Source organism: Stenotrophomonas maltophilia (assembly GCF_001676385.1).
In the GTDB taxonomy this organism is placed as follows: domain Bacteria; phylum Pseudomonadota; class Gammaproteobacteria; order Xanthomonadales; family Xanthomonadaceae; genus Stenotrophomonas; species Stenotrophomonas maltophilia_J.
Genome location: NZ_LYVJ01000003.1, coordinates 207,632 through 226,528, shown reverse-complemented (window position 1 = coordinate 226,528; position 18,897 = coordinate 207,632). Strand labels below are relative to the sequence as shown.

20 protein-coding genes are annotated in these 18,897 nt (G+C 68.1%); 14 read left to right on the top strand and 6 right to left on the bottom strand.

What is annotated here, in order from left to right:
- Positions 1-282: 282 nt before the first annotated feature.
- Genes A9K58_RS05175 through A9K58_RS05165 form a run of 3 tightly spaced genes read left to right on the top strand, consistent with a single transcriptional unit; the run spans position 283 to position 3,733 of the window.
- A complete protein-coding gene (locus tag A9K58_RS05175; protein ID WP_065198327.1) occupies positions 283-1,809 on the top strand; it encodes an alpha/beta fold hydrolase in 1,527 nt (508 codons plus the stop codon).
- Positions 1,806-2,552, top strand: a complete 747-nt coding sequence (locus tag A9K58_RS05170; RefSeq protein WP_065198326.1) for an ABC transporter ATP-binding protein — start codon at positions 1,806-1,808, stop codon at positions 2,550-2,552. The genes A9K58_RS05175 and A9K58_RS05170 overlap by 4 nt, the downstream gene beginning before the upstream one ends.
- Entirely contained in the window at positions 2,549-3,733 is a 1,185-nt protein-coding gene (locus A9K58_RS05165) for an ABC transporter permease (protein ID WP_065198325.1), read from the top strand. The genes A9K58_RS05170 and A9K58_RS05165 overlap by 4 nt, the downstream gene beginning before the upstream one ends.
- Before the next feature lie 22 nt (positions 3,734-3,755).
- Here A9K58_RS05165 and A9K58_RS05160 read toward each other — a convergent pair whose 3' ends face one another.
- A complete protein-coding gene (locus tag A9K58_RS05160; protein ID WP_065198324.1) occupies positions 3,756-4,466 on the bottom strand; it encodes a transposase in 711 nt (236 codons plus the stop codon).
- Between the two features lie 98 nt (positions 4,467-4,564).
- Positions 4,565-5,362, bottom strand: a complete 798-nt coding sequence (locus A9K58_RS05155; protein ID WP_065198323.1) for an AraC family transcriptional regulator — start codon at positions 5,360-5,362, stop codon at positions 4,565-4,567.
- Between the two features lie 78 nt (positions 5,363-5,440).
- Here A9K58_RS05155 and A9K58_RS05150 point away from each other — a divergent pair, with 78 nt between their 5' ends.
- Entirely contained in the window at positions 5,441-5,695 is a 255-nt protein-coding gene (locus tag A9K58_RS05150; protein WP_065198322.1) for a hypothetical protein, read from the top strand.
- 82 nt (positions 5,696-5,777) lie between these two features.
- Here the strand turns inward: A9K58_RS05150 and A9K58_RS05145 are convergent, their stop codons facing one another.
- Both A9K58_RS05145 and A9K58_RS05140 read right to left on the bottom strand, forming a co-directional pair.
- Positions 5,778-6,785, bottom strand: a complete 1,008-nt coding sequence (locus tag A9K58_RS05145; RefSeq protein ID WP_065198321.1) for an energy transducer TonB — start codon at positions 6,783-6,785, stop codon at positions 5,778-5,780.
- A 180-nt stretch (positions 6,786-6,965) separates the two neighbouring features.
- Positions 6,966-7,607 carry a TIGR00645 family protein gene (locus tag A9K58_RS05140; RefSeq protein WP_065198320.1) on the bottom strand — a complete coding sequence of 214 codons (642 nt, stop codon included), beginning with the start codon at positions 7,605-7,607 and terminating at the stop codon, positions 6,966-6,968.
- 110 nt (positions 7,608-7,717) lie between these two features.
- Here A9K58_RS05140 and A9K58_RS05135 point away from each other — a divergent pair, with 110 nt between their 5' ends.
- From A9K58_RS05135 to A9K58_RS05120, 4 genes are all read left to right on the top strand, one after another.
- Positions 7,718-8,407 (top strand): glutathione binding-like protein, encoded by a 690-nt coding sequence (locus A9K58_RS05135; RefSeq protein ID WP_065198319.1) that lies wholly within the window; start codon positions 7,718-7,720, stop codon positions 8,405-8,407.
- A 161-nt stretch (positions 8,408-8,568) separates the two neighbouring features.
- Positions 8,569-10,794: a S9 family peptidase gene (locus A9K58_RS05130; protein WP_065198318.1), complete on the top strand. Its 2,226-nt coding sequence runs from the start codon at positions 8,569-8,571 to the stop codon at positions 10,792-10,794.
- Between the two features lie 25 nt (positions 10,795-10,819).
- Positions 10,820-11,335: a cytochrome c oxidase assembly factor Coa1 family protein gene (locus A9K58_RS05125; RefSeq protein WP_065198317.1), complete on the top strand. Its 516-nt coding sequence runs from the start codon at positions 10,820-10,822 to the stop codon at positions 11,333-11,335.
- Between the two features lie 67 nt (positions 11,336-11,402).
- Positions 11,403-13,199: a DUF885 domain-containing protein gene (locus A9K58_RS05120; RefSeq protein WP_065198316.1), complete on the top strand. Its 1,797-nt coding sequence runs from the start codon at positions 11,403-11,405 to the stop codon at positions 13,197-13,199.
- 77 nt (positions 13,200-13,276) lie between these two features.
- Here the strand turns inward: A9K58_RS05120 and A9K58_RS05115 are convergent, their stop codons facing one another.
- Positions 13,277-13,741: a hypothetical protein gene (locus A9K58_RS05115; protein ID WP_065198315.1), complete on the bottom strand. Its 465-nt coding sequence runs from the start codon at positions 13,739-13,741 to the stop codon at positions 13,277-13,279.
- Between the two features lie 182 nt (positions 13,742-13,923).
- Here A9K58_RS05115 and A9K58_RS05110 point away from each other — a divergent pair, with 182 nt between their 5' ends.
- The 4 genes from A9K58_RS05110 (at position 13,924) to A9K58_RS05095 (ending at position 16,525) form a co-directional block, all read left to right on the top strand.
- Entirely contained in the window at positions 13,924-14,172 is a 249-nt protein-coding gene (locus A9K58_RS05110; protein WP_065198314.1) for a hypothetical protein, read from the top strand.
- Between the two features lie 124 nt (positions 14,173-14,296).
- Positions 14,297-15,214, top strand: coding sequence for a bestrophin family protein (locus tag A9K58_RS05105; protein ID WP_065198313.1), 918 nt, complete (start codon positions 14,297-14,299; stop codon positions 15,212-15,214).
- A gap of 19 nt (positions 15,215-15,233) precedes the next feature.
- Complete coding sequence (gene hemB, locus A9K58_RS05100; protein ID WP_065198312.1) at positions 15,234-16,223, top strand: porphobilinogen synthase; 990 nt, start codon at positions 15,234-15,236, stop codon at positions 16,221-16,223.
- A 32-nt stretch (positions 16,224-16,255) separates the two neighbouring features.
- Positions 16,256-16,525: a hypothetical protein gene (locus tag A9K58_RS05095; RefSeq protein WP_065198311.1), complete on the top strand. Its 270-nt coding sequence runs from the start codon at positions 16,256-16,258 to the stop codon at positions 16,523-16,525.
- A gap of 159 nt (positions 16,526-16,684) precedes the next feature.
- Here the strand turns inward: A9K58_RS05095 and A9K58_RS05090 are convergent, their stop codons facing one another.
- Complete coding sequence (locus A9K58_RS05090) at positions 16,685-17,557, bottom strand: TolB-like translocation protein (protein WP_065198310.1); 873 nt, start codon at positions 17,555-17,557, stop codon at positions 16,685-16,687.
- Positions 17,558-17,605: 48 nt separating this feature from the next.
- Between A9K58_RS05090 and aroE the strand changes: the two genes are divergently transcribed.
- Positions 17,606-18,451 carry a shikimate dehydrogenase gene (aroE, locus tag A9K58_RS05085; protein ID WP_065198309.1) on the top strand — a complete coding sequence of 282 codons (846 nt, stop codon included), beginning with the start codon at positions 17,606-17,608 and terminating at the stop codon, positions 18,449-18,451.
- Positions 18,452-18,454: 3 nt separating this feature from the next.
- Positions 18,455-18,808 carry a hypothetical protein gene (locus tag A9K58_RS05080; RefSeq protein WP_065198308.1) on the top strand — a complete coding sequence of 118 codons (354 nt, stop codon included), beginning with the start codon at positions 18,455-18,457 and terminating at the stop codon, positions 18,806-18,808.
- Positions 18,809-18,897 lie beyond the last annotated feature (89 nt).

Here is an 18,897-nt window from a genome sequence, read left to right as displayed (position 1 = left end):
CCTGTCTTTCCGCGGATTCTGCGCAAGCGCCCGCGGGCATGCTCGCCGTTTTCCGACTTCGCATCGCCAGCAGGCAGCGGCGGGTGGACGCGGCGGCCGCCGCCGGCATGGTGCTGCATCGGGCCAGGGGCGAGCGCCGCTATCGCCCGGCCGTGCCGTGCCGGCGGGCATTTTCTCGCCGTTACCCATCGCCGCCGGCGTCCTGCCCGTGTAATTTGGGTCACATCTTCCGCGGCAGCCCGTCGTGGTCGACAGGAACGTCCTCCAGGGGAAACAAGCACGATGCAAAGACACCACCGCGCGCTGGCCGGGATGCTGGCCAGCCTGTTGCTTGCCGGCTGCAGCCAGCCGCTGCCGGCGGGCGCCGGCAGCGCCAGCGATGCGCCCAGCCGCCGCTTCGGCAAGATCGACTTCCAGCCCTGCACGCTGTCCACCGAAGGCGCCAGCGCCAACGTCGAAGCGCAGTGCGCCACTCTGCAGGTGCCCGAGGACCGGGCACGGCCCGGAGGCCGCAGGATCAACCTGCGCATCGCCTGGCTGGAATCGGGCAGCAGCGGTTCCGGCCAGCCCGACCCGGTGTTCTTCCTGGCCGGCGGACCGGGGCAGGCGGCCAGCGAGGTGGCCGTCATCGTCGATACCGCGCTGCGCCAGGTGCGCAAGCAGCGCGACATCTTCCTGGTCGACCAGCGGGGTACGGGTGGCTCCAACCCGCTCAGCTGCCTCGATGCGGATGGCAGGGAACTGGCCATGGACGAGGATGCCGCGCCTACCGAAGCATCGCTGCGCGACTATGCCCAGCGCTGCGCCGCTTCGCTGCAGGGGCGCGCCGACGCGCGCTTCTACACCACCGGCGAAGCCATCGCCGACCTGGACGCCGTGCGCCAGGCGTTGGGCGTGGAGCGCATCAACCTGGTCGGCGGGTCCTACGGCACCCGCGTGGCCCAGCGCTATGCCGGTGCCTATCCACAGCACACGCGCAGCATCGTCATCGATGGCGTGGTGCCGAATGAACTGGTGGTGGGCGGTGATTTCGCCACGACGTTCGAGGACGCGATCGCGCTGCAGTCGGCGCAGTGCCGCAAGGATGCCGCCTGCAGCAAGCGCTTTCCGACCGATACCCGTGCGCAGCTGCGCAGCGTGGTCGACACCCTGCGCCGTGCGCCGGTCCCGGTCGAGTACCGTGACCCGGGCACTTACGCAAGCCGGAAGGATGTGCTGACCCCGGACAGTGTGGTCGGCCTGGCGTTCGCGTTCTCCTACGTGCCCCAATATTCCTCGCTGCTGCCGCTGGTTCTCGATGAAGCCGCACATGGCCGCTATGCACCGCTGGCCTCGCTGGCGCGCGGTGCGAACCGCAGCATGGATCTCCAGATCAACCGCGGCATGCAGTGGTCGGTGATCTGCAGCGAGGATGCACCGCGTTACCACGCGCCGGCCGAGGACCCTGCGCGGCTGCTCGGCAACGAGGTCGCCCGTGCGTTCTTCGCCGCCTGCCCGGTGTGGCCGCACCGGCCGGCGCCGACGGTCGATGCGGCGCCGCTGCGCAGTGACGTGCCGGCACTGTTGCTGTCCGGAGAGCTGGACCCGGTGACCCCGCCGCGCTATGCCGAACAGGTGCTCAAGGGCCTGCCCAATGGCCGTGCGCTGGTCGCCCGTGGCCAGGGCCACGGCACGCTGACCGCCGGCTGCATGCCGCGCCTGCTCGGCCAGTTCATCGACACGACCGATGCCAAGGCGCTGGATGCCGGCTGTCTGGACACGCTGAGCTACGTGCCGGCGTTCACCTCGTTCAACGGATGGGAACCATGATCGTCGCCGAAAACCTGCACAAGGCCTTCGATACGCGCACCGGCCGCATCCAGGCGGTGTCCAATGTCGGCTTCCGCGCCGAAGATGGCCGCATCACCGGCCTGCTCGGGCCCAACGGCGCCGGCAAGACCACGACCATGCGCATGCTGTACACGTTGATGGCGCCCGACCAGGGCAGCATCAGCGTCGACGGCGTCGACGCGGCGCGCAACCCGGTGGAAGTGCGCCGCCATCTCGGTGTGCTGCCCGATGCGCGTGGCGTCTACAAGCGGCTCACCGCGCGCGAGAACATCGCCTATTTCGGCGAGTTGCATGGCCTGTCGGCCGAACGCATCCGCGAACGCATCGAAGTGCTGTCGCACGCGCTGGACATGGGCGACATCCTCGACCGCCAGACCGATGGCTTCTCGCAGGGCCAGCGCACCAAGACCGCGATCGCCCGCGCACTGGTGCATGACCCGCGCAATGTCATCCTCGACGAACCGACCAACGGCCTGGACGTGATGACCACGCGCGCGCTGCGCCGCTTCCTGCTGGGCCTGCGCGAAGAGGGGCGCTGCGTGATCCTGTCCAGCCACATCATGCAGGAAGTGGGTGCGTTGTGTGACCACATCGTGATCATCGCCAAGGGCACGGTGATGGCGGCCGGCAGCGCCGATGAACTGCGCGCGCAGGCCGGTGAGGCCAACCTGGAAGACGCGTTCGTGAAACTGATCGGCAGCGAAGAGGGCCTGCACGCATGAGCATGATGTCGACCCTGATGACGGTGATGCGCAAGGAACTGCGTGACCTGTCCCGTGATCGCCGCACCCTTCTGCTGACCCTGCTGTTCGGGCCGCTGCTCTACCCGGTGCTGCTGCTGGGCATGGGCAAGCTGGCCGAGAGCCGGGTGCGCACCCAGATCGAGGCGCCTCTGCAGATACCGACCATCGGCGCGGAGAACGCGCCGAACCTGGTGCGTTTCCTCGCCGCGCAGGGCCTCAATGCCGCACCGGCACCCAAGGACCTGGCCGAGGCCATCCGCACCCAGGACATCGATGTAGCGCTGCGCATCAGCGATGATTTCGGCAAGGACTGGGCCGATGGCAAGCCGGCACTGGTGGAGGTGATCAATGACAGCACGCGTCGCGCTGCTGAAGTACCCAGCGCACGCCTGGAGGCGGCACTGGCCACCTACAACGGCCAGGTCGGTGCACTGCGCCTGATGGCGCGCGGCATCGATGCACAGGTGGCACGCCCGCTGGACGTGGCGCGCCAGGACCTGGCCAGCGCCGAGGCCAAGCGCGGCATGATCCTGTCGATGCTGCTGCCGGTACTGTTGACCCTGACCTCGTTCATCGGTGGCGCCTACCTGGTGATGGACGCCACCGCCGGCGAGCGCGAGCGGCAATCACTGGAGCCCCTGCTGGCCACGCCCGGCTCGCGCAGCGCCATCGTCAGCGGCAAGATCGCCGCCGCCTGCGTGGTCGGTTTCGTGTCGCTGCTGCTGACTCTGGTCGCGTTCAAGGTGAGCGCGCAGATCGCACCCGGCAACATCGGCCGCCAGTTCAACATGAACGTCGGCTCGATGCTGCAGATGCTGCTGGTGATGTTGCCGATGCTGCTGATCGGCACCTCGCTGCTGACCTTCCTGTCGGCCGCGGCCAAGAGCATGAAGGAAGCGCAGAGCCACATGACCTGGCTGATGCTGCTGCCGATGCTGCCCGGCTACGCACTGGTGGCCTATCCGCTGAAGAGCGAGATGTGGCAGTACGCCGTGCCGTTCCTGTCGCAGAACCAGATGCTGCTGAAGGTGATCCGCCACGAGGCCATCGCCCCCGCAGTCTGGGCGATCTATCTCGGCGCCAGCCTCGGCCTGGCCGCCGTGCTGTGGTTCGCCGCCGTGCGCCGCTACCACAACGAACGCCTGGCGATCTCCGGCTGACCGAAAAAGGGGACGGAGGGGATTAAGTCGTTTCTGGCTCTCCCGTCCCCTCCTTGCGGGGACGCCCTCGTTTACGCATCGCCACGGGGCGCCCCAGCGTGTGCTCCACCATCCGCAGGAAGGCAGCGTCCCCCATTGGGCACTGCCTGAGACTGTGCTTGCGGATCGCGGGCAGGTCGGCGGACGCATTGACATCACGCAGGAACGCTGCATACAACGTCGTCCTTTGCTGAGCGGTTCCTGCAAACGCCTGGAACGCAGGATGCTGTGTCAGCATCGGATCATCGCGTCGCTGAAGGTTGCCGTGCACGCTGGACCACGGATGATCTTCGGCACTGACAGCAATTCCGGCACGAACGGGGTTGCGTTCGATGTAGCGGTATACGCTGAGAAGATAAGCGTCGCTGTCGATCATTGAGGAATGGAAGCGACCCTGCCACAGAGGCCCACTGCGTCCGTGCCGCTGGTTGAACGCCTGCACGTAGTTGTTGCCGTGCATGCGCATTGCGTCGGCCAGCCCCTGCTGAGTGGAGGGCGTGGCCAGCAGGTGAATGTGGTTGTCCATCAGTACATAGGCATGCAGTGCAACGCGGTGCTTGAGGAACGCACTGTGCAACAGATGCAGGAACAGTTGGCGATCGATATCGTCGACGAAGATCGCCCCTTTGTTCACACCGCGCTGGACCACGTGATAGGCCTGGCCGGCCAGCATCAGACGCGCTTGTCGGGGCATGGGAGTCGGAGGTTGAAGGGCCCCCAGCCTGGCATCGCCACCGCGGAGCAGGACATCAGGTAATGCCGCGGAGGAGTGTCGGATGAGTCAAAAGCGACTTAATCCCCTCCGTCCCCTTTTGCGTACCGCGCAGGCGTCACGCCCATCTCGCGCTTGAACACGGCGATGAAGGCACTGGGCGTGTCGTAGCCCATCGACAGCGCGACACTGAGCACCGGTTCGCCAGCCAGCAGGCGTGGCAGCGACAGCAGCACGCGCAGGCGTTGCCGCCACTGGCTCAGCGTCGTGCCTGTTTCGGCCTGCCAACGGCGGGCCAGGCTGCGGCTGGACAGGCCGCTGGCGGCTGCCCACGCTTCGATGCTGCGCAGGTCGTCCGGCGAACGTGCCAGCGCCGCCGCGATACGTCGCAACCGCCGATCCTGCGGTTGTGGCAGGGCCAGCGGCAGGGGCGTGCTGGCGCTGATCTCATCGGCGATTACGCCGGCCAGGCGCGCCTGCGCGGCGTCCAGTGCCTGATGTGGCCAGTGCAGCGCGCGCGCGATCGCGGCCTGCAGCAGCGCACTGGGCTGGAAAATACGCGGCAGGGCGGGAAGATCCAGGCAGGCCTCGGCGCTGAAGTACAGGCTCCAGCCATCGAATCCATCTGCCGCCGCCAGTGCATGGGGCAGCGCGGAGGGGATCCAGGCGACGTGACCGGCGGGAAGCAGCCACTGCAGATTTCCGACCTCGATCCGCAGCAGGCCGCGGTGGGCGCCCAGGACCTGGCCGCGCGCGTGCTGGTGGCGCGCGGTACGGCGCCTTCCGGGCACGCGCAGCTGGGTGGCCAGCACGGTGGGGCCGTCCTCGGCGTCCGCCAATGCCGGATCAATCAAGCCGGTCGGTGTCTGATCTGCCATATCCATTGGCAGTTATACGGCAGAAGCGCCGATCCGCGCGCGCCACACTGGGCGCCCATTCCAACACGAGCCGCCCCGATGCAGCCACAGGACATCCTTCCCGACCACCAGAACGACGTGCAGGTGAACGGCCTCACCGTGCGCAAGGGCAGCGTTGGTGCCTTCCTTGCCAGCGTTCGCGACTGGCAGGATCCGTCCAGCGACGCCACCACGCGTGCCACTGCCGAAGCGGATCTGCGCGCGCTGCTGCCGGGCCTGCATGCGCTGGGCTTGTTCCAGGTGCTGGCGGCGCGCGATCCGGCCCTGCAGCGCCTGATCGATGGGGTGGCCTGAACGGACAAGGCCCGGACATGCCGGGCCCTGGGGTCATGGTGGGACGGAAACGACTTAATCCCCTCCGTCCCCTTTTATGCGGTCAGTTGCTGCCCGGTGCGAACACCAGGGTGCGACGGGTGGTGACCGGTGCGTTGACTGGCTCGAAGCGCCAGCGCTTCACGGCATTCAGGGCTTCACGGTCGAAGACGCGTCCCGGCGTCGCGCGCAGCACCCGGGCGTTCACCACCGAGCCGTCGGTACCGACGGTGATCTCCACCAGTACTTCGCCCGAGGTCCCCGAACGCAGGGCCTCGCCTGGATAACGCGGCGCCGGCGTGCTGACCGGACGCAGTGCCGGCGTGGCGGAGGCGGCGGCCTGGCGCGCGGCGCTGGCCTGCTGGGCGGCCGCCTGCTGCTGCTTCTGCTCGGCCTCACGGCGGGCGGCGGCCTGGCGTTCGGCCTCCTGCCGTTCGTTGTCGCGGCGTGCGGCATCCTGCTGGGCGGCGATCTGCTTGGCCGCCTCGGCTTCCTTGGCGCGCTGCTCGGCCAGGCGCTGTTGCTCCGCCTGCTGCCTGGCCCGGTCTTCGGCGTCCTTCTTCGCCTTCTCGGCGTCCGTCTCGGTGCGCTTGGCCGCGTTCTCGACACCCTTGGCCAGGCCCTCCCTCAGGCGCGGCAGGGCTGGCGCGGAGGCGTCCACCTTCTCGATCAGCGCGACCAGGCGCTGTGCTTCCGGGAAATCCTCGCGGCCCAGGTGCTGCTCGGCGGCAATCAGGGTGTAGGGCAGCAGGTCGGTCAGCGCGCTCTTCACCGAGGCGTCGTCCGGGGTCTTGTCGCGCAATGCGAGGTAATACTCGATGGCGTTGTCGCCGGCGGGAGCGTACATGCGGTTCTCGCGCAGCGCCTGGGTGGCCGACTCACGCAACTGCTCGGTGCCCATCGACTGCACCTTGGCCGCGACCACGGGTGCGGCGGGTGCAGCGGCTGCAGGAGCGGCGGGCGTGGGGGCCGGCGCCGGGGATTCTTCCTTGCCGGAGCAGGCGGCCAGCGCCAGTGCCAGGGCAACCGGCAGCCACCGGCGCGCGGCGGTGATCGTTGAGACGTGCGACATCCTGCTCCCCTTTAGAAGACGACGTGACGTAAACCATTGATATGCATGGCCGGGACCTGAGGTCCGGGCACGGCAGGGTGGCGTTTCCCGACGCCACCGCCGGCAACGGCGAGGGTGCAATCTAGCATCCCGGCCACCGCCACGTACAAGGGGCGGCGGCCGGGTGGGGCAACGGCGACCTCAGTGGTCGTGTGCCTTGTCGTGTGCCTTGCCGTGGCCGTTGGACATCAGCTTGTCGGTCCAGGCGATGCCGATCGCCGACAGGATGAACACGCAGTGGATGATGGTCTGCCACAGCACGCCTTCCTGGGTCATGGTCGTGCAGGTATCGACGCCAGCGTTGTAGAAACTGGTCGACGCCGACGACACCGCCGCTGCCCATTGGTCCGGTTTGCACAGCGGCAGTCCCTTCAGCGCGCTGGTGGCGATGAAGGTCTTCAGCAGGTGGATCGAGGAGATGCCGATGATCGCCATGGCCAGCTTCACCTTCAGCACGCTGGCGTTGACGTGGCTGAGCCACTCCGGCTGGTCCGGGTGGCCTTCCAGGCGCAGGCGCGAGACGAAGGTCTCGTAGCCGCCGACGATCACCATCACCAGCAGGTTGGAGATCATCACCACGTCGATCAGGCCCAGCACGATCAGCATGATCTGCTGTTCGCCCATCGAGACCGAATGGGACAGCAGGTGCCACAGTTCCTTGCCGAACAGGAACACGTAGACGCACTGGGCAAGGATCAGGCCCAGGTACAGCGGCAGCTGCAGCCAGCGCGAGGCGAAGATCAGCGAGGACAGCGGGGACAGGGGACGGGGACTGTGGCTCATGCAGGACAGTGCGTTTCGGGGGAGCCGCGAGGTTACCGGCCCGCCATGACGGTGCCAACCCAACTCACGCACTAGACTCCAGATTCCTTTCCGCGCCCCGAGCCGACGCCATGATCGACCTGTATTACTGGCCCACCCCGAACGGCCACAAAGTGACCCTGCTGCTGGAAGAAGCCGGCCTGGAATACCGCATCCACCCGGTCAACATCGGTTCGGGGGACCAGTTCAAGCCGGAATTCCTGGCCATCTCGCCCAACAACAAGATGCCGGCCATCGTCGACCACGCCCCGGCCGATGGTGGCGCGCCGCAGAGCGTGTTCGAGTCCGGCGCGATCCTGCTGTACCTGGCCGAGAAGACCGGCCGCTTCCTGCCCAGCGATCCGCGCGGCCGCGTCACCACCCTGGAGTGGCTGTTCTGGCAGATGGCCGGCCTGGGCCCGATGAGCGGCCAGATGGGCCATTTCAACGTGTACGCCCCGGAGAAGATCCCATACGCGATCGAGCGCTACGACAACGAAGTACGCAGGCTGCACGGGGTGATGGACAAGCGCCTGGCCCAGCATGCCTTCCTGGCCGGCGACGACTACACCATCGCCGACATGGCCAGTTACCCGTGGATCGGCGCCTACGACAAGCTGCCGGTGGATTTCGCCGCGTTCCCGAACCTCAAGCGCTGGCATGAAGCGATTGCCGCACGCCCGGCCACCCAGCGCGCCTACGCCCTGCGCCAGCAGGTGAACCCCAACGCCGGCAAGCCGCTCAGCGACGAAGAGCGCAAGCACCTGTTCGGCAAGCGCTGACCCCGGCATCTGAAGGTGGGTGCCGACCGTTGGTCGGCACTTGTCCGCACTGCTTATGGGCACAAGGTCATGCTGCCTTCCCGCACGGGCTTGGTTAGGATGGGGGGACGACCGCCCCGCGCCACGCGCGATGGCGGACCTGCCGTTTGCCGGGATCCTCCATGCGCCACCTGTTCGCTTCGCTCGCTCTCATGCTCGCCACCAGTACCGCCGCCCACGCCGAAAAGCTGACCCTGGAAGCCATCACCGGCCCACTGCCGCTGTCCGGCCCGACCCTGATGAAGCCGAAGGTGGCGCCGGACGGTTCGCAGGTCAGCTTCCTGCGCGGCAAGGACAGCGACCGCAACCAGCTGGATCTGTGGACCTACGACATCGGCAGTGGCCAGACCCGGATGCTGGTCGATTCCAAGGTGGTGCTGCCCGGCACCGAGACCCTCAGCGATGAGGAGAAGGCTCGCCGCGAGCGCCAGCGCATCGCCGCGATGACCGGCATCGTCGATTACCAGTGGTCGCCGGACGCGCAGCGCCTGCTGTTCCCGCTGGGCGGCGAACTCTATCTGTACGACCTCAAGCAGCAGGGTGCGGCAGCCGTGCGCCAGCTGACCCACGGTGAAGGCTTCGCCACCGATGCCAAGCTGTCGCCCAAGGGCGGCTTCGTCAGCTTCATCCGCGGCCGCAACCTGTGGGTGATCGACCTGGCCAGCGGCGCGCAGCTGCAGCTGACCCGCGACGGCAGCTCCACCATCGGCAACGGCGTGGCCGAGTTCGTCGCCGATGAAGAAATGGACCGTCATACCGGCTACTGGTGGGCACCGGATGACTCGGCCATCGCCTTCGCCCGTATCGACGAGGCACCGGTGCCGGTGCAGAAGCGTTACGAGGTCTATGCCGACCGCACCGATGTGATCGAACAGCGTTACCCGGCCGCCGGCGATGCCAATGTGCGCGTGCAGCTGGGCGTGGTCGCACCGGCCGCGGACGCGCAGCCGCGTTGGGTCGACCTCGGCAAGGAACAGGACATCTATCTGGCCCGCGTCGATTGGCGCGATCCGCAGCACCTCAGTTTCCAGCGCCAATCGCGTGACCAGAAGCAGCTGGACCTGGTGGAAGTGGCGCTTGATTCCAACCGCCAGCGCGTGCTCGCGCACGAGACCAGCCCGACCTGGGTGCCGCTGCACAACAGCCTGCGCTTCCTTGAAGACGGCAGCGTGCTGTGGTCCTCCGAGCGCACGGGGTTCCAGCATCTGTACCGCATCGACAGCAAGGGCAAGGCCACCGCGCTGACCCACGGCAACTGGCCGGTGGACGAGCTGCTGGCGGTTGATGAGAAGGCCGGCAAGGCCTATTTCCGTGCCGGCATCGAGACGTCGCGCGAAAGCCAGATCTATGCGGTATCGCTGCAGGGTGGCGAGCCGCAGCGCCTGTCCAGGACGCCGGGCATGCACAGCGCCAGCTTCGCGCGCAATGCCAGCGTCTACGTCGACAGCTGGTCCAACAGCACCACGCCGCCGCAGATCGAGCTGTTCCGCGCCAACGGCGAAAAGATCGCCACCCTGATCGAGAACGACCTGGCCGATCCCAAGCACCCGTATGCGCGCTACCGCGATGCACAGCGCCCGGTCGAGTTCGGCACGCTGACCGCCGCCGACGGCAAGACCCCGCTGAACTACAGCGTGATCAAGCCGGCAGGCTTCGATCCGTCCAAGCGCTACCCGGTGGCGGTGTATGTCTATGGTGGCCCGGCCAGCCAGACCGTCACCGACAGCTGGCCTGGCCGTGGCGACCATCTGTTCAACCAGTACCTGGCCCAGCAGGGCTACGTGGTGTTCTCGCTGGACAACCGCGGTACCCCGCGCCGCGGTCGCGACTTCGGTGGCGCGCTGTACGGGAAGCAGGGCACCGTGGAAGTGGCCGACCAGCTGCGCGGCGTGGCCTGGCTGAAGCAGCAGCCGTGGGTGGACCCGGCGCGCATCGGCGTGCAGGGCTGGTCCAACGGCGGTTACATGACCCTGATGCTGCTGGCCAAGGCGTCCAACCAGTACGCCTGCGGCGTGGCCGGCGCCCCTGTGACCGACTGGGGCCTGTACGACAGCCACTACACCGAGCGCTACATGGACCTGCCGGGGCGCAACGAGGCCGGCTATCGCGAAGCACGCGTGCTGACCCACGTCGATGGCCTGCGCTCGCCATTGCTGCTGATCCATGGCATGGCCGACGACAACGTGTTGTTCACCAACTCGACCAGCCTGATGAGCGCGTTGCAGAAGCGGGGCCAGCCGTTTGAACTGATGACGTATCCGGGTGCCAAGCACGGCCTGTCCGGCGCTGACGCGCTGCATCGCTACCGCGTGGCCGAAGCCTTCCTGGGACGCTGCCTGAAACCCTGATGCCATGCCGGGAAGGAGCCCGCCGATGACCCTGCCACCCCCTCTTCCGTCCCATGCCCCGGCGCCTGCAGGCTGGTGGCGCCGTCACTGGCGCTGGGCGATGCCGCTGGCGGTAGTGCTGGTGCTGGGCATGGCTGGCGGCCTGGCTGCCTGGAGCATGCTGCGCTGGGGCGAGGCTGCGCGCGAAAGCCCGCCGATGCGCGAAGCGTTGCGCCGCGCGGGTTGCAGCATCGAGCTGGTGACGGCCTTTGGCGAACCGCTGCGGGCAGGATCGCTGCCGCTGGGCAGCATGCAGACCGCGATCAATGGCCAACGCGACGTCGGCCTCACCGTGGGCCTGGAAGGGCCGCGCGCGCGCGGACGCCTGTTCGTGCAGGGCACCCGCCGTGACGATGCCTGGGATTACCCGGTGATGTACGTGCTGGGAGAGGACAAGCAGACGTTCGACCTGACCGCGCTGGATGATGGCGAGGCCGCACGGGAATGCGAGCTGCAGGCCTGCCGTGATCGCGGCGAATGCCCACTGACCGCTGCGCTGTGACCTCCGGCCGATTGTCGCCACCGCCGTGAGCGCGTAGGGTGCGGGCAACCCTGTCCTGGAGTGCACCATGAAGCCGATCGCATTGGCCGTCGCCCTGGCCCTGACCGCTGCCCCGTTGCTGTCCGCACCGCCTGCGCTGGCCGCACCCGCCGCCAAGGCCGCAACCCCGGCCAGCCCGGCCTGGGTGGCGCGCAGCAATGCGCTGGCGCAGATCCTGCTTGATGCCCAGGGCCCGTTCCAGCCGGAGGAAACCGGCTTCTTCGGCGTGCCCGGCTATGACGACAAGGTGGCCGACCTCGGCCCCGACAACGGCAGGCGCTATCGCGCCGCGATGGCCAAGGCGCGTGATGAACTGAAAGCGAAGCTGGCCACCGAGAAGGATCCCAACGTCCGCCAGGACCTGGAGATCATGATCCACGCTGCCAACCAGAACATCGAAGGCAGCGAGCTCAACGAGAAGTACCTGCTGCCGTGGAGCGATGCGCCGCAGACGGTGTTCAGCGGCCTCAACCTGCTGCTGTCCGACCAGGTGCCGGCCGAGCGCCGGGCCAAGGCCGTCGATCGCCTCAAGGCCTACGCCGGCCTGCAGCCGGGTGGCACCGCTTTCACCACGCTGGCGCGCCAACGCTACGAGGAGCGGCTGAAGGACAGCAGCCTGCTGCAGCCGACGAAGATTGAAGTGCAGCAGTCGCTGGACAATGTCGAGACCTACATCACCGGCATCGAGTCGCTGCTGGGGAAGTACCAGATCGCCGGCGCCGATGAGGCGATGAAGGCCCTGGCCGGGCAGATGAAGGACTACGCCGCCTGGACCCGCAGGGAAGTGCTGCCGAAGGCACGCACCGACGCCCGCCTGCCGGCGCCGCTGTACGCCTACCAGCTCAAGCAGGTCGGCATCGACATCGATCCGAAGCTGCTGATGCAGCGCGCGCAGCTGGAGTTCATGGAAACCCGCTCTGCGATGCAGCAGCTGGCGCCGCTGGTGGCAAAGGACAAGGGCCTGAAGGTGGCCGACCCGAGCGATCCGGTGGCGGTGATCCGCGCGCTGAAGGCCGACAAGATCGCCGACGACCAGCTGGAAGGCCACTACCGCAAGGTGATCGACGCGATCGATCCGCTGATCCGCGAGCACGCCATCGTCGACGTGCCCAAGCGCGCCATGCAGATGCGCCTGGGTTCGGCCGCCGAGAGCGCGGCCAGCCCGGCCCCGCATTTCCTGCCGGCGCCGCTGGTCAACAATACCGGGCAGCAGGGCACCTTCGTGCTGCCGCTGGGCAATCCGGCCGCGGGCCCGGGCGCGCAGTACGACGATTTCAACTTCGGTGCGGCGGCGTGGACGCTGAGCGCGCATGAAGGCCGTCCCGGCCACGAACTGCAGTTCACCGCGATGGTGGAACGCGGCGTGTCGCTGGCACGCACCATGTTTGCGTTCAATTCGGTGAACGTGGAAGGCTGGGCACTGTACGCCGAGGCCGAGATGGTGCCGTACGAGCCGTTGGACGGACAGATGATCGCCCTGCAGTTCCGCCTGCTGCGTGCCGCGCGTGCGATGCTCGACCCGATGCTCAACCTCGGCCTGACCGACCGCGCCAATGGCGAACGCGTGCTGATGGAACAGGTCGGCCTGTCCAAGGCGATGGCTACCCAGGAACTGGACCGTTACATGGTGCGCATGCCCGGCCAGGCCGGCAGCTACTTCTACGGCTACACCCGCATCCTGGAACTGCGCATGCAGACCGAGCTGGCACTGGGCGCGAAGTTCGACCGCCTGGCGTTCAACAACTTCCTGCTCGACCAGGGCCTGCTGCCGCCGGACCAGCTGGCCGACGCAGTGAACAAGGTGTTCGTGCCGAAGTACAAGTGATGCCTGCGCCGGGGTCGGATCCCTTTCCTGTGGAAAGGGATCCGACCCCGGGTAACGCAGGGCGTGGATCTATCGGGTCACCGCTGCGGTTGCGGCGTGATCACCTGTGCCGGCAGCCGGGCCGGCGGTTCCGGATTCGGTACCCAGATCGCCACGCCGGCGGCGCGCTTCTGCGTGGTTGGAATACCGATGCCGACGCCGCCGCCGACATGCGAGCCGAACGTGCCGGCACCCACCGACATGCCCACCGGTGAACCGCTGCTGCCCACCCCCATCAGCACCACGCCATTGGCGCCCAAGGCAGCGGCCTCGCGCTTCAGGCGGGCCACGGCGGCGTCGGTCTGGCCCTGGGTGCCGAAGCCCACGGCCGACGCCGACTCCAGCTGGGCGATTTCCTCGGAACCGGCGGGGGGCGTCGAATAGATCTGCACCAGGGCTGGATCGATCGGCGCACGGGCGCGGCCCAGCATCACCTTCGAGGTGCTGGCACAGCCGGCGGCGGCCAGCAGGATGGCCGCCATCGCGGCCCAACGCATGTTCATGGCATGACCCCTGTAGGACGGGAGGCGATCATCGGCGGGCCACTCTGAATCGGCGCCAACACCCGCGCCCGGCACGCACGGCCACACGCTAGCACGCCACCGGTGACAGCCCCGCCAAGGCAGTAGGCGGCAGCCACAGGAACGACTATGGTGGGTCCAGGAACCAACGGCAGGAGGGCGGCATGGGCGTGATCAGTCTGTTGTGGGGTGTACTGGCACTGTTGTGGATGATCCTGGCGCTGATTCCGCTGCTGGGCTGGGGCAACTGGTTCCTGATTCCGTTCGCTGCGGTCGGCGCGATCATCGCCGCGCTGGGCATCCTGTTCACCCATCCCAGCAAGCGCGGCCGCGCCTGGGCCGGGCTGGTCCTCAACGGCATCGTGGTGGTGGTCGGCATCTTCCGCCTCGGCCTGGGCGGCGGTGTGATCTGAGGCCCGGGCGCCGGGTGCGACCAGGCGTCGCAGGCACGCCGCCCATGTCGGGGCAGCGGCGTACAATGAACGACTGCGCGAGCCCCCCGCGTGCCTGTGAACCCGCGCCTGGCGCGGCTGCCCGATGATCATCCGACCCCGTCCCCACGGCTGGCAACTGCTGTACATCCTGCGTGGCTCGATCGTTCCGGCGATCGCCCCGAAAGTGCTGGCCATCCTGATCCTGTCCATTGCGGTGGCGGCGGTGGTGGAACTGGCGCCCCCGATCGGCATCGAGCGTGTCTCGGTCACGCCGTTCACCCTGCTCGGCCTGGTGTTGTCGATCTTCCTCAGCTTCCGCAACAGCGCCTGCTACGAGCGCTGGTGGGAAGGCCGCAAGCTGTGGGGCCAGCTGGTCTACGAATCGCGCTCGCTGGCCCGCCAGGTGAACCTGCTGTTGGCCGACGATGGCGACCGGCGACGTCGTATCGCCTACCTCACCACTGCCTTCGCCCACGCCCTGGCCGCGCGCCTGCGTGGGCGGATCGTCGCGCTGGTGGCCTTGCCGTGGCTGGACAGGCGCCAGCGCGAACTGCTGGGCCAACGCGAGAACGTTCCGGACGCACTGTTGTCGATGATCGCCGCCGAGCTGGCCCCGATGCTGCGCGCCGGTGAGCTTGATCCGATCCTCTACACCCAGCTCGAACAGCGCCTGCACGCGATGTCGTCAATCCAGGCCGGCTGCGAGCGGATCCTCAGCACCCCGCTGCCGTTTGCCTACACCCTGCTGCTGCACCGCTGTGCGTGGATGTTCTGCGTGCTGCTGCCGTTCGGCCTGGCCAGTTCGCTGGGCTGGGGCACGCCGGTGCTGTCGGCGGTGCTGGCCTATGCCTTCTTCGGCCTGGACCAGCTGGGCGAAGAAATGGAAGACCCGTTCGGCCTGGAGCCGAACGACCTGCCGCTGGACGCGCTGGTGCGCACGATCGAGATCGACCAGCTCGACGCGCTCGGCGAACGCCCCTTGCCCGAACCCCTGCTGCCGCAGGGCTACCTGCTGCAATAGCCACTCCCCGGAGCCTGCCATGTCCCATCCGCTGTACCGCCCGCGCCGCATGCGCCACGACGAGTTCTCGCGCCGCCTGATGCGCGAGAACACGCTGACCACCGACGACCTGATCTATCCGGTGTTCGTGCACGAACTGGCGGGCCGCACCGCGGTGCCGTCGATGCCGGGCGTGGAGCGGCTGTCGATCGAAGAGCTGCTGAAAGTGGCCGAAGAGGCGCTGGAGCTGGGCATTCCGGTGATCGACCTGTTCCCGGTCATCGATCCGTCGCTGAAGTCGCTGGACGCGTCGGCGGCCTGGGCCGAAGACGGCCTGGCGCAGCGTGCGATCCGCGCGCTGAAATCGCGCTTCCCGGAGCTGGGGGTGATGACCGACGTGGCGCTGGACCCTTACACCACCCACGGCCAGGACGGGATCATCGACGACAAGGGCTACGTGCTGAACGACATCACCGTCGAAGCACTGGTCAAGCAGTCGGTGTCGCACGCCGAGGCTGGCGTCGATATCGTCTCGCCGTCGGACATGATGGACGGCCGCATCGGTGCGATCCGCCGTGCGCTGGACGCCGACCACCACATCAATGTGCGCATCATGGCCTACTCGGCCAAGTATGCCTCGGCGTTCTACGGCCCGTTCCGTGATGCGGTGGGGAGCGCGGCCAGCCTGGGCAAGGCGGACAAGAAGACCTACCAGATGGACCCGGCCAACGGCGACGAGGCCCTGCGCGAAATCGCGCTGGACCTGGAAGAAGGCGCCGACATGGTGATGGTCAAGCCGGGCATGCCGTACCTGGACCTGGTGCGCCGGGTGAAGGAGAAGTTCGGCGTGCCAACCTTCGCCTATCAGGTGAGTGGCGAGTACGCGATGATGAAGGCCGCCTTCGCCAACGGCTGGCTGGACGAGCGCGCCTGCGTGATGGAGTCGCTGCTGGGCTTCAAGCGCGCCGGCGCCGATGGCGTGCTGACCTATTTCGCGCCGCAGGTGGCGCGGTGGCTGCGCGAGCGCTGACAATGGCGCCACGATAGACGGAGGACTGCGCGATGGGACCCGAACTGGGATGGATGCAATGGCTGATCTGGGGCACCGGCGTCCTGGTATTCGGCGCCATCATCGTCGCGGTCTTCATCGCGGCCTGGCGGGCTGGCAAACGCCCGCCGGAGCAGCTCTCCGCCGCCCGCCACGTGGCCCGTGAGCAGGCCCTGCCGGACAGCGTGCAGGCCGAGCTGGCCGCGCTGAACCAGCGCAAGGACAACGGCCAGCTGAGCGAAATGGAGTACGAGCAGCAGCGCGCCAAGGTGTTGTCGCGCTGACCGCGTGCCCGGGTGGGTGCCAAACTTGGTTCGCGCTTTCCCGCATGCCGGCCAAGGTTGGCATCTACCAAACGATCATCCGCGGATGGCGTGGATCTACCGCACGCACCTGGCGCATCCATCGCCCTGGTAGCCGCCAACCTTGGTTGGCGTTTGCCGTTACCGCGCGCCCCGCACGCACCCCGGCACCGCCACCACCTTCGGTACCGCCAGCCGGTACACGTCCACGCCACCGGCGCGGGGCGCCTTCGCCGCGCTGCTGGCGACCATCATCTCGCCCGGCCTGGCGTTGTCGATCACCGGCGCACCGGTCCAGCCGCCGGCCTGGTTGAACGACAGCCCCAGCGGCTGCAGTGCCGCGCCGCTCCACCCGCAGCCGCTGCTCCACACCTGCGCGGTGGCGCCGTTGCCGCGGCTGAACACCACGGCGCCGTCATCGCCCAGCCAGTCGCCGTCGGTTTCGTCGTCGGCGCTGTTCAACGCGCTCAGTGCGGTCGCCGGGCCACGCATGCCCTGCGCATCCAGCGTCGCCACGAACAGGTCCCAGCCGGCGCCACGGCCCTGCTGGCGGGCGAACAACAGCCGCTTGCCATCCACGCTCAGGGCTGGCCCGCGCTCTTCCTGGCGGCCGCCGTCACCCGCCAGCGGCTGGGCATCGCCCACCCGGCCATCGGCGGCCAGCGGGGCGCGATACAAGGCCAGTCTGCCCTCGCGGCCGGCCGCGAACAGCAGCCAGCGGCCATCACGGCTGAAATAGGGATCACGCACCTCACCGGCCACGCCTACAGCCAAGGACTGCGCGTGCTGCCAGCGGCCGTCGACCACCCGCGCCTGCCACAGCCCCCAGCCGGCGTCGCCGCGGCGGGCGAAGATGATGCGCTGGCCATCGGCGCTGATCGTGGCGCGGCCCTCGTCGGCGCGGGTCGAGACCACGCCCATCCCTTCGATGCCGTACTCGTTCAACGCCAATGCCGCCGGGGCAGGGAGTAGACTGGCGACAAGCACCAGCAGGGGCGGGGTGATGCGCATCATCCGGGTCCGTGCGTGAAAGAGCACCAGTCTAGCCAGCCTGAGGATTCCATGACCGACCGTTACGCCGTCTTCGGACACCCCGTTGCCCACTCGAAGTCGCCGCAGATCCATGCGACGTTCGGTCGCCAGGAAGGCATCGCGGTGGATTACCGTGCGATCGACCTGGCTCCGGACGCGTTCCTGGCGGGCCTGGAGGCCTTCGCCGCCGAAGGGGGCGTCGGCGCCAACGTCACCTCGCCGCACAAGGAAGCGGCGTTCTCGGCGTGCGTCACGCTGACCGCACGTGCGCGCCGCGCCGGCTCGGTCAATACCTTGCTGCGCAAGGGTGACCGCTGGCACGGCGACACCACCGATGGCATCGGCCTGGTGCGCGACCTGACCGACCGCCATGGCCTGGACCTGCGCGGCCGGCGCGTGCTGCTGATCGGCGCCGGTGGCTCCGCGCGCAGCGTTGCCCCGGCGCTGCTCGATGCCGGCATCACTGAGCTGGTGGTGGTCAACCGCACGCCGGAGCGCGCCGACGAGTTGATCGACGCGATGGGTGAACCGGGCCGCGCGATCAGCCGCTACTGGGAAGATCTGCGCGACCTGGGCGATTTCGAACTGATCGTCAACGCCACTTCGGCCGGCCGCGACCGCGACGTCGAGTTCAAGCTGCCGCTGTCGCTGGTCAATTCAATGACCACCGCCGTCGACCTGAACTACGGTGAGGCGGCCATCGCCTTCCTGGCCTGGGCGCGCGCGGCAGACTGCCGCAATACCGTTGACGGGCTGGGCATGCTGGTCGAGCAGGCGGCGGAGAGCTTCCTGCAGTGGCACGGTGTGCGCCCGCAGACCGACGAGGTCTACCAGTCGCTGCGCCAGGGCTCGGCCGTACTGGCCGGCGAGGACTGAGCGATGGATGGCACAACCCTGCTGGCGACCGTACTGAGCCTGGTGGGCGTGCGGCTGCCGGTGCTGATCGCGCTGTGCATCGGCCTGGTCTGGGTAGTCGGCGCGCCGCGCGATGCCACTCGCACCGGTGCGCTGGTCGGCCTGCTGCTGTTGCTGCTGGCCTGCCTGGGTGGCATGGCGGCCAGCATCCTGCCGATGTGGATGCTCGGTCGCGGCGACTTCAGCGTGGTGTCGCAGATGAGCGCCATCCTGGGCGTGCTGCGCTTCGCCCTGGCGATGGTCGAGGCCGTCGGCATGGTGCTGCTGGTGTGGGCGCTGGTGCGGCTGCTGCGGCTGCGTGGCAACGCGGTGCAATGATTTCCGGGTGACGGCCCTGGTCTGTCGCCAGCAGCGTCCGGCGTGTTCATCCGGCCGCCGGGCGTCGTCGCTGGCTTGTTCAGGCAGCG